We start from the raw sequence: 14,219 nt of genomic DNA on the forward strand, positions 1-14,219 counted from the left end.
CTGATGTTTCTTAAAGAATATAGTAAATGGATAGGCCTTCTGGCTTATCCATTTTTTTTGTGCCTTGTTTTGAACAGCCAGGGACAGTCTGCCCGTACTCTTGACTTACTAAACTTAGCACTGCAACCCGGTGAGGCGCCCCAAAAAGCCCGTACTAATACAGACCTGCAGGAAATATATACTCAAAATCTTCACGACTTTGTTTATCTCATCTTTCATGAATCAGATTCTGCTTATGAGGCTCTCAAGCCCCTGGAAGATCAGCGGTTAAAAGCCATAAGCAAAGCTTCCGATCAATCGGCCTGGAAAGGTTTTGTAGAAGCCGAGCTAAAGCTGCAATGGGGCTTCCTAAAACTAAAATATGGCGATGAATGGGGGGCATTTTGGGCCATCAGATCAGCCAATAAAAGTATTGAACGCAACCTCAAGGCTCATCCAGATTTTCAGCTCAACCATAGAACACGCGGACTTTTGCAAATTCTCTTTGGTGTTACTCCGGAAAACTATCGCTGGGTATTTAATCTATTCGGCATGAGAGGCACCGTAAATGACGGCCTCAATCAACTAAAACAAGTCCCAAACACCCATTCCATGCAATCTTTGGAGTCCGCCATAATATTGGGAATGGTTTACTCCCACCTACTGGAAAACTTCTCCATGGCGCCTTCATTCATTGCCAATCACAAATGGAGCAACACGCCACTGGCCTCATACTTCCAGGGCATTATTATGGCCAAATCTCACCGGGCCGAAGAAGCTCGTCAGCTGTTTTATCAAGTAAGGAGCAAAGTGCCTTTTGCCGCATATTTGCTTGGCGAAACGTATTTTCAACAGGGAAAATACACCGAAGCCATCGACCACTTTAGTAGTTTTATACAGTCATTTAAAGGAGCCAGCTACCAAAAAGATGCTTTACTTAAAATGGGGCTGAGCGCCAAATTTATGAATAGGCCGTCTGAGTTTAACCACTACATTCGGCAGGCTAAAGAAAAAGGTAGTTCAGGCACTGAAATTGACAAAAACGCAGAAAAGATACTGGAAAACCTGGGGCAAACGCACTGGCCCATGCTTCAGCTTCGGTTTGCCATAGATGGCGGCTTTTACGAGTTCAGTCAATCTTTAATAGAGTCTATCGAACGAGAACCCCTCACCGAGCTACTTCAGGTAGAACTAACTTATCGTAAGGCACGGATGGCTCATTTGCAAAACCGAAGCAAAACTGCCATAGAACTGTACAGAGCAGTAATAGATAAAGCCGAAATGATTGAAGAAAGCTATTATGCTCCCAATGCTTTTTTGCAGCTCGGCTATTTACAGCAGCAACAAGGGCAAAACACCATGGCCAAAATGTATTTTGAACGAGTGTTGAGCTTTAAAAAACACCCCTATAAATCGAGCCTCGACAGCAAGGCTTCGCTAGCCCTTAGCCAACTCTCCCCTTCAAATGATTAGTATCGTTGTACTTTTCTAACTGAAAAGATGTACCCGTAAACGCCAACTGATACAGGCATAGATTGGAATGCTCGAACAAATCCATGCACTTTAGCGGATAATTGAGCATTACAGCCAACATTACCCTCATAGCTCGGCCATGCATACAAATGAGCACATGATGTTCGTCTGTTCGATCAAGTATATAAGAAAGAGCATTGCGCATGCGTGCTGCTACCTGATCGGGGCTTTCTCCCCCATCTATGGCCAGATTGGTTTCTCCTTTCTGCCACCGTTCAATCATTTGCAAATAGTAGGCTGTTCCCTCCTGGTCTACAGGAAGTCCCTCTCTGCTGCCCCAGCTAATTTCGTTCAGGTCGGTGAGCACCTCATAGGGTAGCCCATCGTTTATAAAGCCCTCCATAGACTGATGGGTGCGCTTTAGCCCGGAAACATATAGTTTATCAAACGGCCACGAACCATAAGTCTCATAAAAGGCTGCAGCCTGGGCCCTGCCTTTTCCGTTCAAATCAGAGTCAATACCACTACCCTGCACTATTCCTTGCTTATTATAATCCGTTTCACCGTGTCGGGTCAGGTATATTTTTTTGATCATCGATTTGTTCTATTTTTGCCGCTACCAGCCGCAAAGCTAAAAAGTTAATCCCAAACTGAATGTTTCATCCGAAAGCAACCTTAGAAATAATCAACCAAATGAGTAAAAACACTTTGGTTGAACATTTAGGTATAGAAGTAACGGAGTTAGGAAAAGACTATCTCATTGGTAAAATGCCGGTCGATCACCGAACCCATCAGCCTTTGGGTATGTTGCATGGAGGAGCATCGGTAGTATTGGCCGAAACACTGGGTAGCATAGCTGCCACCCTTACGGTAGATCCTCAGAGGCAATACTGTGTTGGGCTAGACATCAACGCCAACCATATAAAATCGGTGCGCAGCGGGTTTGTTTATGGCAAAACCACTCCAATTCATGTGGGAAAACGAACACAGGTATGGGAAATTCGCATTGAAAATGAGGAAAAAGAATTGATCTGCATAAGCAGAATTACCATGGCTGTGCTGGATAAAAAACAAGAATGAATAATCAGGAAAAGGCAATAACCTTAGAGCCCGACTTGGGGTCGTTCACAAAAGAAGAACTTATTAGAGCCGCTTTGCAGTGGGCCGGTAAGCAAGGGCTCCCTGTTGCTCTTTGGCGCAGGCCTTTTCAGTCTGAAGTGAACCTACTCTTGTCGTTCGAAGCGGCCAAAGAGGTAACTCAATACGATATACAAGAACTCTCTAATGGTTTTGCATTTGCTCCTTTTAGCTTCGGAGAAGAAAAAGGACTGTTTATCTCAGGCGACATTCTATTGTCTTTTGATTTTAATGAAACAGTATTTACCCCACTGAATAAAGAACGGGGATCAGAGCAAATTCAAAAATTCAAAGTTCAGCTTATTGAGCAGCTTGAAGCTTCCAGAACCAATTCAGAAGTTCCGTTGAATGGCGGGATGTCTCTTACCGAACCCTCTTCTCCTTCAGATTATGAGCATTTAGTTGAACGGTGCATTGAAGCCATTCAGGCGGGTACCTTCGAGAAAATAGTACCGGCTAGGAGTAAAGACATTGCCCTACCTGAAAATTTCGATTTGGTTGCCTTTTTCAACGGGCTATGCCAGGCCTATCAAAACGCCTTTATCTCTTACGTCTCAATTCCGCAGGCAGGCTCGTGGTTGGGAGCAACACCAGAGGTACTCATAGAAAAAGAAACACAAGTTTTCAGAACCATTGCTCTGGCAGCCACACAGCGCTACAACCCCGATGCTTCACTAACCGACACAGCCTGGACACAAAAAGAAATTGAGGAACAGGCAATGGTAAGCCGCTACATTATTAACTGTTTCAAAAAAATAAGACTGAGAGAGTTTAGCGAAAAGGGACCTGAAACTGTAAAAGCAGGTAACCTACTGCACCTGAAAACTACTTTCGAAGTAGACCTGCAAGCCACCAATTTTCAGGAATTACCCACCGTTATGCTCGAGCTACTTCACCCCACATCGGCCGTAGCGGGTATGCCCAAAGAAGAGACTTTGGCATTTCTCAAAGTACATGAAAAACTAAACCGAAGGTTTTATTCGGGCTTTCTGGGGCCGGTTAATATTGAAGACTGCACGCATTTGTATGTCAACTTACGATGCATGGAACTGGCTGGCAGCCACGGACGCCTTTTTGCCGGAGCGGGGGTCACGGCTCATTCGCGGCCGCAAAAGGAATTGGCGGAAACTGAAATGAAATTCAATACTTTGCTGAACATTCTCAATCAATCGCATTGATACTGCCACACATCAACGAAATAGCCACAATATGCGCTGCGCATGGCATCAGTCGGGCTGTCATTTCTCCCGGATCGCGTTCGGCTGCCATATCGCTGGCTTTCGAAAACCATCCACAGATTGACGTGCAGGTAGTAGCAGACGAACGCTCCGCTGCTTTCATGGCCTTGGGTATTGCTCAACAGCTCAAAAAACCGGTGGCGCTCATATGCACATCCGGTTCGGCTGGTCTCAATTATGCTCCGGCCGTTGCCGAAGCCTTCTATCAGGAAATACCTCTGCTAGTCATTACCGCAGACCGTCCTCCGGAGTGGATCGATCAATACGATGGCCAAACTATAAGGCAAACCAATCTTTATGGAGCCCACGCCAAAGCCAGTTTTTCGCTTCCTGTAGACCTTAGCCACAGCGATGCCCGGTGGCACGCTAATCGATTAGTGAATGAAGCTATTCTTTGCACCCTAAAATACCCCATGGGGCCGGCCCACCTCAATGTGCCTATACGAGAACCTTTCTACCCTCAGGCAAACGAAAAATTTGAGTACCCAAAGGCAAGGATAATACAAAGACCGACTTCACACTCTCATTTATTGCCAGAGCAATGGTCTGCCCTTCTGACTCAGTGGAATGATGCCGAAAAACGGATGGTTATAATTGGCCAGCATGAACCGGATATGAAGCTCACCAAAGCTCTGAAAGCCCTGGCTGAAAAAGGAAATGTGGTCATCGTAAATGAAGTAACAGCCAACCAGCACATGGTATCCGGTAGCCTTCAGAAACAAGACCTTTTTTTACAATCAGATCAACTACCGGAGACTCCTGAATTACTCATTACTTTGGGCAATTCACTAATATCGAAAAACCTGAAGCAGTTCTTGCGCAAGAACCCACCCCGCATGCACTGGCATGTTCGGAAGGGTGAGCGTCTGAACGATGGTCTTCAGCATTTAAGCCACACATTCGATTTGTCTCCAGACTATTTTATTGAGCAGCTAGCCAAGCAAGGATCAAGCAAAAGTGAAGGCAGTTTTTGTCTTAGTTGGCGGCAAAAAGAAGTACACACCCAACAAAGAAGTAAGGCCTTTATTGAGCGTTGCGGTTTTGGAGAGCTAAAAGCAACAGCGGTGTGTCTGGAATCTCTGCCTCACAACAGTTTATTGCATTTGGCCAATAGCATGGCCGTACGGTACGCCAACTTCATAGGCCTGTCTCACCATGTGGAAATTTATTGCAACAGGGGTACCAGCGGAATTGATGGCAGCAACGCCACTGCTGTGGGGGCCTCCTTAACTACCTCCAAAATGGTGACTTTGCTTACCGGAGACATGGCCTTTCTTTACGACCGAAATGCTTTCTGGCACGACCAAAAACTGGCCAATTTGCGCATTATTGTTATGAACAATGCCGGAGGAGGTATTTTTGGAATGATAAAGGGGCCCAGAAACCAAAAATCTTACGAAAAGTTGTTTCAGACCCACCAACCACTCACTGCGGCTCTTACAGCCCAGGAATTTGGCTTTGAATACACAGCCTGTACTAATCAATCAGAACTAACTAGTGCGCTTAGTACCTTCTTCGATTCTTCCTCCACGGCCAAAGTGCTCGAAATCTTTAGCGAGCCGCTCGAAAACGAGCGTTTGTTGGCGGAGTATAAAAGCTATTGCCTGGGCTTATAATTGATTGGCACCATATCGGCCACCTTTTCAAAACCCCAATACCCCTGCGTAATAAAGCTGATGGGGTCATACACATAGCCGCTGCTTTCAAACTCTATGGCTTTTTTACCTTCTACCAGAGAAATCCACGACACCTGTTCTCCAACCCTTGTTGCAGAAACAGACAGTGAGAGCCCACTCGGATTATTGAATTGTCTGAATTCTTCGCTTTGCCCCTCGCGAGTATAGGTCACATAGAGGTAGTTTTCGAATGGTAATTGCACAGAAAGCTGCGATTGACCTTGCCTGAGAACCCCTGACAAATCCATAGGGTTAGGGTTTAGCACTCTTCCACCCTTTATATCTTTGGCCTCCTGGATAATATAACCTTCTTCCTCCAGCCTGCCTTTGAAGGCCGATGCAAAAAAGTGTTGAAGCGACCCCTTGTAAGCAATTTCTCTGTTTTCTTCCCAACGTCTAAGTTGGCGCTTACTCCTTGGTTTCATTTCTGTGAAAACCGTATAACCATAATATAAGCTTAGCATAGAGCTGTAGTTCATGCTAAAATCTTCCAGATAATATTCTAGCATATAACCCAGCCCCTTATTTTCTACTTTTATGGCCTCTTCGGCAAAAGCATAGAGTGTATTACTCTTCTTATCGAAGTAAAAGTCTATGGCCTGTTCGTTCAATATTTTGCATTTGGCAGCATTAGCCGAGTAGCCTAAAAACAATTCCTTAAAAATGACCATATAACGCTCCCAATCCTTGTCTTTCTTGGCAGTAACAACCACACTGCCAAGGTTTACTTCTTCCGGCTTTAAGGCCATGTCCAGGCGTAGGTCCCGCTCTTCACTAATGCGTATGCTTATGGCATAAGTTTGATACCCTACAAACCTAGCTATCAAGTCGTATGTCCCCGGGTCTGTAACGTTTAATACATATCGACCTTCAGAGTCGGTGCTTACTCCATAAGTGGTTTCGGCAAAGAACACATTGGCAAATGGCAGGGTTTCGCCTGTCTCGGCATCGGTAACAACTCCTCTTATGGTATACTGAGCCTGTAGGCAAACAGGAAAGAACAAAATAAATACAAGTGCTTTTAACGTGTGGCGTAGCATAGGTTGAAGTAAAAAGTTATTGGTTGTAAGTAAAAACTGTTTACCCAAAGAAGGGCAACAAGTTGGGCCACAATAATTTTGCCTAACCTTATAATTCACCAAATTATGCCACACCTTAGTAGATAAATCCTTAGAGGTGCAATACTTAGAGCTAATGAGCCAACAACCTTTAATTCATAGCTTTGTAATTAATAGGAACCATATCGGCCACTTTCTCAAAACCCCAATAACCTTTACTGACAAAACTCAGCGGGTTATACACAGAACCGTTACTATAGAACTCAATATGATCCTCTCCTTCTACCAGGCTAATCCACGATACTTGTTCTGCGAAACGAGTAACAGCTCCTCCTAATGAGCTTACTATTTGTATATACTCATGTGATTGGGACTCCCACAAGTAGGTCACATGTAAATAATCATTAAATGGGAGCCTGCGGGAAAACTCAAATTGACCTTTAGTGATTAACTCATTGAGATCCACCTCCGTCATGTTCTTTGGAATACCTCGTTCCATATCTGTAACTCTCGCTACCTTAAACCCCTCTTCCTCAAGTTTGCCGGCATAGGCGGCTCTAAAAAAATGCTGCTGAGAACCACGGAAGGCCACTTCTCTGGCTTCGTCCCACCTTCCTTTCTGCCTAGAGTTGCGAGCTTCCATTTCCCTATACACAGTAAACCCCACATAGCTGCTCAGCATGCTGTTATAATCTACCCAAAATCCTTCCAGGTAGTACTCTAAATCGTAACCCAGCCCCATATTTTGAACCTTTATGGCTTCCTCTGCATAAGCATATAAAACGTTCTTCTCCTCATCCATATAAAAATCGATGGCCTCCTCATTGAGAATTTTGCATTTGGCTGCATTAACAGAATAGCCAAGGAACAACTCCTTAAAAAGTCGCATATGGCGCCTCCAGTCTTTGTCTTCGCGTGCAACTACCACAACACTACCCAAATTGAGTACCTGCGGTTTAAGGGTAATATCTAGCCGTACATTGCGTTCGTCTTCGATCCGAATTTTAGCCACATAGGTAGCGTATCCAACGAAACGGGCCACTATTTCATAAGAACCGGGCTCCGAAAATGATAAAGTGTACCTTCCCTCTGTATCAGTGGTTACCCCAAAGGTAGTTTCGGCAAAGAACACAGTAGCCAGAGGCAAAGTCTCTCCAGTTTCTGCATCGGTCACAACCCCCTGAATCTGATATTGAGAGAACGCCAGAAACGGAATAAAGAATAGAATCAAAAAAGCGAGCTTAAAAACTAACGAATTCTTTAGCATGTGTATATCAGTAAGTTGTACTAAAATAGTCACAAAGTTCGTGGATAGCCAGTCTTTTTTTGATTACTTACAGAAAGTATTAAACAATATCCCTAAGAGGGACAGTTCTTATAATGCTTTGAACAACTACCATCACTTTGCACAGTGGCATGATTTTTCATGAACCACAACCCACTCAGCCTGACATACATCCTCCAGACAGCCCGGTTTTCATTCCTGTAAGTTGTATTTCATTTGATGAATAATGGCTAACATTGGGGCATGGAAGGGCGGATTATTTTTGAGCACAATTCATATACCTTCACTGAACTTTGTGAAACCGAGCTACCTGCCAATCTCTCATGGGCCAATGGTATAAGAGCCTTCGTGCGTGCCTGGCTCAACGAAACTCCAAGCTTTAACCTACAAACCTCCGGTTCTACCGGCAAACCCAAGCAAATCAACCTGAACAGAAGCCAAATGGAAGCCAGTGCCCGAGCCACCATTTCCCACCTTTCTATAAAAAATGAGGCTAAGGCTTTACTCTGCATGAATCCCGACATGGTTGGCGGACGAATGATGCTCGTGAGAGCACTCATTGGGCAATGGCAACTTTTTGTTCTACCCCCTACTTCACTTCCCTTTCTCAACGAACACATAGACTTTACTGCTATGGTTCCGTTGCAAGTTCAATCGCTCATAGACCATAAGGAAGGAACAAGATTTCTGAACAAAGTGAAGCGTATCATTATTGGTGGAGCCGCTATACCCGACAGTCTGGAACAGTCATTACAACAATTGAACAGCGAGGTTTATCAGACCTTTGGCATGACAGAAACTGTATCGCACATTGGCCTGAGAAAAATAAATGGACACCAGCGATCAGAATTCTATTCCCTCATAGGAGATAATGAGATAGATACCGATGATTTGGGAAGACTGAAAATAAAGGGTTCGGTAACCAACAATGAATGGATACAAACCAACGATCTAGTGGAGATTCATGGGCAGGCATTTAAATGGATAGGGCGAGCCGACATGGTAGTGAACAGCGGAGGAATTAAGGTTCACATTGAACCTCTGGAAAAACAGCTCTCTCAACTTTTGCAAACAGAAGTACTCATATGGAAACTACCTCACCCTACTTTGGGCGAGCAGGTGGTAGCCATACTTAAAGAAGAAGAGGTATACAAAAAAGTGACATCAGGAGAAAAACAAATTGAAAATCAGATAGATAGATACCAAAAACCCAAAATATGGGCACTGATTAGTACCTGGGCGCTTACCGCCAGCGGCAAGCCAGACCGGGCTGCGACACTGCGTAAATGGCAGCGTCAGTAAAAAACCACTTTTAAGAATTTAAGTAAATTACCTAATGACCAAAAGACGGCTGCTCCTATATTTGAATATGGCTTCAAATACAATACAGACCAAAGTGAACACAGAGGGTATCTACAAAGACACCGCCAGACAATTGTTAATAGCCGATATGCTCACTTTCGGCAAGTACTTGCTCAACCTTATATTCATTGCCCTTTTCTTTATTCTTGTACTAGAAGCCAAGTCGCTATTACAAATCGATATTTTCCCCAACTACAACTTCCCGCTCGATGAAATGGTGAAGGACTTTTTTTAGCCCTTCATTTTAATTACCTCCTGTTGTAGCTCAAGTACAATATTCTTGAGTTTTTCAAAGCTCATATCATCTTCAGAATACTCGGGTATTTCCATACTCAAATAGGCTTTTGCCTCCCAAATCTCTATCACGTCAGAAGCCTCAATCTTATAGGGAGAGTAGGCCTTATTGTCTGAAACCAAAAAGAGTTGCCCCAACTCATCGGTATAGTCAAAAACACGCTTGTAAACCACTCCCTCTTCTTTAGAAAGAATAATGTAGCACCTCCCATTTTTAATAGAGCTAAGACTATCCAGGTATTGGCCAATCACAATGGTACCGGGTTTAATAGGCAACATGGAGTCACCGGTAATTTCAAAAGCCCGATAGGTGCCAGAAGTTGGCAAACTAGGTATCTGAAACTTAGGTAGCTCTTCCAGATATTGTGGATCGGCATAACCATTGAGATACCCGGCCGAAGCTTTTTGAGGAATCAAATCTATGTACTCATTGTCCTTGTCATCCACCGTAATGGAGAGCACTTTCATAGCCCCTCCACTCTTTTTATCCATAGCCTGAATCTGCTCAAGAGTTTTACCTTCCAGGTCTTTGGTAATCATGAGATCTACCGAAACTCCAAATACCTTGGCCATATTCAGCAAATTATTCAGTCTCGGGTCGGCCCTACCCTCTTCATAAGCTCCCACCAAAGAACGTTTAATATGAATCTTCTCGGCAAACTCTCCTTGTGTCCACTGATGCAACTTGCGTAGGTATTTGATATTTCCGGCAACAACACTCATAACATATAATTTTGCCCTAAAATAACTAATTATTTTAGCTGTATGTCAAAATTATTAGCTCTATTTTTGGCACGCTATTGGTTTGTAGAACCCCGTCAACCAACTCAAAATCAATGAAAATCATTTTAAGCCTCCTCTTCTGTTGTGGTTTAGCCATTTCGCTAAATGCCCAGCACACTGCCGGATTTCAGCTACATTCGTTCTTACCCAGTGGCGAACTCAAAAAAGACTCTCCTGCTATTTGGGGTGGTGGCTTCGGGGTCAATGCGGCATATAACCTGAGTAACTCGCCCATTTATGTAGGAGGAATGTTCGACATGACCCGGTACGGGTCGGAACTGCGTGACGGATGGCACGGAGAAGCATTGGGAGATGTGCGCTACCGCAGACACAACGAAATGATGAGACTCATGGCTTTGATACGGTTTTCTCCCGATTGCGATGCCGGCTTCTACCCTTACACGGACTTTATGGCCGGGGTCAATTACATTTATACCCGCTCTATTCTCAGAGAATCGGCCCTCGGAGAAGCCTTCGATCATTTTGTAGACTGGAGAGATTTCTCATTTACTTATGGACTAACGGCCGGTGTAGAAATCCCTTTAAACGAGACCGTATTACTCGATCTGTTTTTCAGAACGCTCAAGAGCAACCGCACCAAGTACCTAACCCCAAGCTCCACAACCTATGACCGCCAGACCGAATCTTACTTGCTGGAAGTGCGTCAATCCCGATTCGATTCGTTCAGCTTTGGTATTGGACTTAAATTTTACATTGACTAGTAAGCCGCATATCCACACCACTTATACCCCATATTTACGCGCTCCTAAGAATTGAATTTTAGCCCTCGGTTTCTTGGCATATTTTGATTCCTTATTCAATCAAATAACTAAGAACCTGATGACGAATAGAAAACTCAAAGATTCTTTTCTACTAAGAATCTCTCTCTTCAGTCTCATGCTTTTCACTTTTATAGCCCCCGCCTGGGGCCAGAAGGTGGACATGGACATTTTTAAGAACATGAAAGCCCGCAGTGTGGGCCCTGCCGCTATGAGTGGTAGAATAACTGCCATAGATGTAGTAGAAAGCAACCCTGATATTATTTATGCAGGAGCAGCCTCAGGAGGACTTTGGAGGTCTACCGGTGGTGGTTTAAACTGGGAACCTCTGTTTGACGATGAAGCCATACTAGGCATTGGCGCCATTGCCATCTACCAGAAAAACCCAGACATTATTTGGGTGGGTACTGGCGAAGGAAACCCAAGAAACTCCGTAAGCAGTGGCTATGGTGTGTACCGGTCTATTGACGGTGGTGATACCTGGGAACTTATGGGACTGGAAAAAACCAGAAACATTCACAGAATATACATCCACCCGGACGATCCTAACATTGTTTATGTAGGAGCCATCGGTTCTCCCTGGGGAGAGCACGAAGAAAGAGGTGTTTACCGCACCACAGACGGAGGTAAAACCTGGAAAAAAATTCTTTATACCAACAACCTAACCGGTGTAGCCGATATGGTGGCCGATCCGGTTAACCCCAATAAAATATTTGTGGCCATGTGGGAGCACAAAAGATGGCCCTGGACATTCAAATCCGGTGGAGAAGGTTCCGGCCTGTTCATGACCCTTGACGGTGGAGATACCTGGAAAAACCTGACAGGAGAAAAAGGCCTGCCCAAAGGCCCTTATGGTCGAATTGGTTTGGCCATAGCCCGCAATAAGCCGGAATATGTGTATGCCATGATTGAGTCAAAGGCCAATGGTCTTTATCGTTCGACCGATGGAGGTAAAACCTGGGAATTGAGAGCTTCGGCTGACAAAGAGCCCAACATGGGTAACAGACCCTTCTATTACTCAAGCATTTACGTAGACCCTAAAAATGAAAACAGAGTATATAGCCTATACTCTATGGTTTCGCGCTCTGAGGATGGCGGTAAGTCGTTTGAAGTAATTATTCCATACTCTGGTGTGCACCCCGATCACCACGCCTGGTGGATTCATCCGGAAGACCCTTCTTTTATGGTTGATGGAAACGATGGAGGTCTGAACATTACCAGAGACATGGGGAAAACCTGGAGGTTTACTGAAAAACTACCGGTGGGCCAATTCTATCACATTAATGTAGACAACGAATTCCCTTACAACCTTTATGGAGGTATGCAAGACAACGGTTCGTGGGTAGGCCCTGCCTATGTATTCAACTATGCCGGCATTAGAAACAGCGACTGGCAAGAACTAAGCTTTGGCGATGGTTTTGATGTGGCTCCAATTATGAGCGACTCTCGCTACGGATATACCATGTCTCAGGGTGGAAACGTTTCGAGATACGATAAGGTAAGTGGTTATACCAAGGTAGTAAGGCCTACCGAACCCGATACCGCCACAGACCTGCGATTCAACTGGAATGCTCCGGTTGCTGTAGATCCTCACAACCCTAATGGTGTTTATTACGGGTCTCAGTTCCTGCATTATAGCTCCAATCGTGGAGATGACTGGACTATTATTTCACCAGACCTTACAACCAACGACCCTGAAAAACAAAAGCAAAACGAGAGTGGCGGACTGACCATCGATGCCACAGGTGCCGAAAACCACACGACTCTACTTTCTATTGCTCCAAGCCCTGTAGACAGAAATGTAATATGGGTAGGTACTGACGATGGCAATGTACAAGTAACCCGCAACAGAGGCGAAAACTGGGAAAATGTGGCTGCCAAACTTCCAGGCTTGCCGGCCGGAAGCTGGATTCCGCAAATCAGAGCCTCTACTTACAATGCAGGTGAGGCCTGGGTGGTTGCTAACAATTACCGAAGAAACGATTGGTCGGCCTATGCTTACCATACCACAGACTATGGTCAAACCTGGACACGAATAGCTGATGACAGCAAGGTGTTTGGTTATACGCTTTCCATTTTGCAAGACCCGGTTGAGCCAAACTTGGTTTTCCTCGGTACAGAAAATGGTTTATACGTGAGCTTCGATAAGGCCAAAACCTGGAACAAGTGGACCCACGGCTATCCGTCTGCCTCCACTATGGACCTTGCCTTACAAGAAAGAGAGCACGATTTGGCCATAGGCACCTTTGGACGGGCATTCTATATACTGGACGACATCAGACCTCTACGAGAGTTCGCTTCAAGAGGTGTAAACAATGCCAAAAACGAAGAACTCATTGTGTTTGACGTAGCCGATGCCTATCACATGACTTACAGACAACCGGCCGGCATGAGATTCCCTGCCGATGGAGGATCTTATGAAGGACAAAACAAATATTTCGGTCGTGCGGCCATCAACTTCTATGTGAAAAACGATGAGGCCGAAAAAACTCAGGCCGAACCTGCAGAAAACAACAGAAGAAACAGGAGAAATAGAAATGCTGAGCCAGAGGCTGAAAAACAAGAAACCAAAAAGCTCCCAACACGCATTAAAATGAGTGTATTGGATGCTAGTGGCGATACAGTAAGAACTGCTTCAAGCACCTATAAAAAGGGAGAAGTAACTTCTATCTACTGGGATCTGCAAAGAAGAAACCCATACCCTGTTGAGTTCTCAGGTAGAGGTGGCGGATTTGGTGGTTTCGGTGGCTTTGGTGGAGGAAACCAAAACCGCGAGCAGACAGCCGGAGACGTGCTTCCTGGCGATTACACGGTAGTAATTGAGTTGGGCGACAACAAAGTAACCAAGCCTGTAAAGGTACACTACGACCCAAGGATTTCAGTAAGCATGGCCGACCTGAGAGCTAAGCAAGACTTTATGGATGAAGTACTTAAAATGTCTCAGACCTTTGCTAACCTTACCAACAGAGTAAGAGAAGCCAATGACATTATTGAAAAAGTAGAAGCTGAAATGAAAAATGCCGATAAGGACGCAACCAAAGAGTTGAGCGAAGCACTAAAAGCTCTGAAAGAAAAATTTGAGCCTGTGCAAAAGCTTACTACCGGCATAAGACAAGAGCGTGGACAGGCCGTGCCAAGAGAAAGCTTTACTACAG

12 protein-coding genes are annotated in these 14,219 nt (G+C 44.7%); 8 read left to right on the forward strand and 4 right to left on the reverse strand.

Annotated elements, in window-relative coordinates; genetic code table 11:
• Positions 1-3 precede the first annotated feature (3 nt).
• Positions 4-1,452, forward strand: a complete 1,449-nt coding sequence (locus B3763_RS12230; protein WP_286746834.1) for a tetratricopeptide repeat protein — start codon at positions 4-6, stop codon at positions 1,450-1,452.
• On the opposite strand, the gene B3763_RS12235 is transcribed toward B3763_RS12230, so the two are convergent.
• Complete coding sequence (locus tag B3763_RS12235) at positions 1,424-2,047, reverse strand: histidine phosphatase family protein (protein ID WP_286746836.1); 624 nt, start codon at positions 2,045-2,047, stop codon at positions 1,424-1,426. The two genes, B3763_RS12230 and B3763_RS12235, sit on opposite strands and share 29 nt — an antisense overlap.
• Before the next feature lie 98 nt (positions 2,048-2,145).
• On the opposite strand from B3763_RS12235, the gene B3763_RS12240 reads away from it, so the two are divergent.
• The 3 genes from B3763_RS12240 to menD are packed head-to-tail and all read left to right on the forward strand — an operon-like array spanning position 2,146 to position 5,443.
• Positions 2,146-2,532: a hotdog fold thioesterase gene (locus tag B3763_RS12240; protein ID WP_286746838.1), complete on the forward strand. Its 387-nt coding sequence runs from the start codon at positions 2,146-2,148 to the stop codon at positions 2,530-2,532.
• The gene (locus tag B3763_RS12245) at positions 2,529-3,767 is read left to right on the forward strand and encodes a chorismate-binding protein (protein ID WP_286746840.1); all 1,239 of its coding nucleotides are present in this window, start codon (positions 2,529-2,531) and stop codon (positions 3,765-3,767) included. Before B3763_RS12240 ends, B3763_RS12245 begins: the two co-directional genes overlap by 4 nt.
• Entirely contained in the window at positions 3,764-5,443 is a 1,680-nt protein-coding gene (gene menD / locus B3763_RS12250) for a 2-succinyl-5-enolpyruvyl-6-hydroxy-3-cyclohexene-1-carboxylic-acid synthase (RefSeq protein WP_286746842.1), read from the forward strand. The genes B3763_RS12245 and menD overlap by 4 nt, the downstream gene beginning before the upstream one ends.
• On the opposite strand, the gene B3763_RS12255 is transcribed toward menD, so the two are convergent.
• Both B3763_RS12255 and B3763_RS12260 read right to left on the reverse strand, forming a co-directional pair.
• Positions 5,425-6,543: a carboxypeptidase-like regulatory domain-containing protein gene (locus B3763_RS12255; protein WP_286746844.1), complete on the reverse strand. Its 1,119-nt coding sequence runs from the start codon at positions 6,541-6,543 to the stop codon at positions 5,425-5,427. The two genes, menD and B3763_RS12255, sit on opposite strands and share 19 nt — an antisense overlap.
• Positions 6,544-6,712: 169 nt before the next feature.
• On the reverse strand, positions 6,713-7,828 hold the full coding sequence (locus tag B3763_RS12260) for a carboxypeptidase-like regulatory domain-containing protein (protein WP_286746846.1): 1,116 nt from the start codon (positions 7,826-7,828) through the stop codon (positions 6,713-6,715).
• A 261-nt stretch (positions 7,829-8,089) separates the two neighbouring features.
• Here B3763_RS12260 and B3763_RS12265 point away from each other — a divergent pair, with 261 nt between their 5' ends.
• On the forward strand, positions 8,090-9,148 hold the full coding sequence (locus tag B3763_RS12265) for an AMP-binding protein (RefSeq protein ID WP_286746848.1): 1,059 nt from the start codon (positions 8,090-8,092) through the stop codon (positions 9,146-9,148).
• 67 nt (positions 9,149-9,215) lie between these two features.
• Positions 9,216-9,443, forward strand: a complete 228-nt coding sequence (locus B3763_RS12270) for a hypothetical protein (RefSeq protein WP_189630552.1) — start codon at positions 9,216-9,218, stop codon at positions 9,441-9,443.
• Here B3763_RS12270 and B3763_RS12275 read toward each other — a convergent pair.
• Entirely contained in the window at positions 9,440-10,225 is a 786-nt protein-coding gene (locus tag B3763_RS12275; protein ID WP_189630551.1) for a LexA family transcriptional regulator, read from the reverse strand. The genes B3763_RS12270 and B3763_RS12275 overlap by 4 nt on opposite strands.
• Positions 10,226-10,338: 113 nt before the next feature.
• Here B3763_RS12275 and B3763_RS12280 point away from each other — a divergent pair, with 113 nt between their 5' ends.
• Both B3763_RS12280 and B3763_RS12285 read left to right on the forward strand, forming a co-directional pair.
• On the forward strand, positions 10,339-11,007 hold the full coding sequence (locus tag B3763_RS12280; RefSeq protein ID WP_189630550.1) for a hypothetical protein: 669 nt from the start codon (positions 10,339-10,341) through the stop codon (positions 11,005-11,007).
• Between the two features lie 220 nt (positions 11,008-11,227).
• A partial coding sequence (locus tag B3763_RS12285) for a VPS10 domain-containing protein (RefSeq protein ID WP_286746851.1) occupies positions 11,228-14,219 on the forward strand: 2,992 nt, incomplete at its 3' end.

The organism is Roseivirga sp. UBA1976 (assembly GCF_002336325.1).
GTDB classification, from domain to species: Bacteria; Bacteroidota; Bacteroidia; order Cytophagales; family Cyclobacteriaceae; genus Roseivirga; species Roseivirga thermotolerans.

Excerpts from the sequence above, each read along its gene's own strand:
- B3763_RS12240 (WP_286746838.1), top strand. The coding sequence starts at position 2,146 with ATGAGTAAAAACACTTTGGTTGAACATTTAGGTATAGAAGTAACGGAG.
- B3763_RS12235 (WP_286746836.1), bottom strand. The coding sequence starts at position 2,047 with ATGATCAAAAAAATATACCTGACCCGACACGGTGAAACGGATTATAAT.
- B3763_RS12265 (WP_286746848.1), top strand. The coding sequence starts at position 8,090 with ATGGAAGGGCGGATTATTTTTGAGCACAATTCATATACCTTCACTGAA.
- B3763_RS12245 (WP_286746840.1), top strand. The coding sequence starts at position 2,529 with ATGAATAATCAGGAAAAGGCAATAACCTTAGAGCCCGACTTGGGGTCG.
- B3763_RS12275 (WP_189630551.1), bottom strand. The coding sequence starts at position 10,225 with ATGAGTGTTGTTGCCGGAAATATCAAATACCTACGCAAGTTGCATCAG.
- B3763_RS12255 (WP_286746844.1), bottom strand. The coding sequence starts at position 6,543 with ATGCTACGCCACACGTTAAAAGCACTTGTATTTATTTTGTTCTTTCCT.
- B3763_RS12260 (WP_286746846.1), bottom strand. The coding sequence starts at position 7,828 with ATGCTAAAGAATTCGTTAGTTTTTAAGCTCGCTTTTTTGATTCTATTC.
- B3763_RS12230 (WP_286746834.1), top strand. The coding sequence starts at position 4 with ATGTTTCTTAAAGAATATAGTAAATGGATAGGCCTTCTGGCTTATCCA.
- B3763_RS12270 (WP_189630552.1), top strand. The coding sequence starts at position 9,216 with ATGGCTTCAAATACAATACAGACCAAAGTGAACACAGAGGGTATCTAC.
- B3763_RS12280 (WP_189630550.1), top strand. The coding sequence starts at position 10,339 with ATGAAAATCATTTTAAGCCTCCTCTTCTGTTGTGGTTTAGCCATTTCG.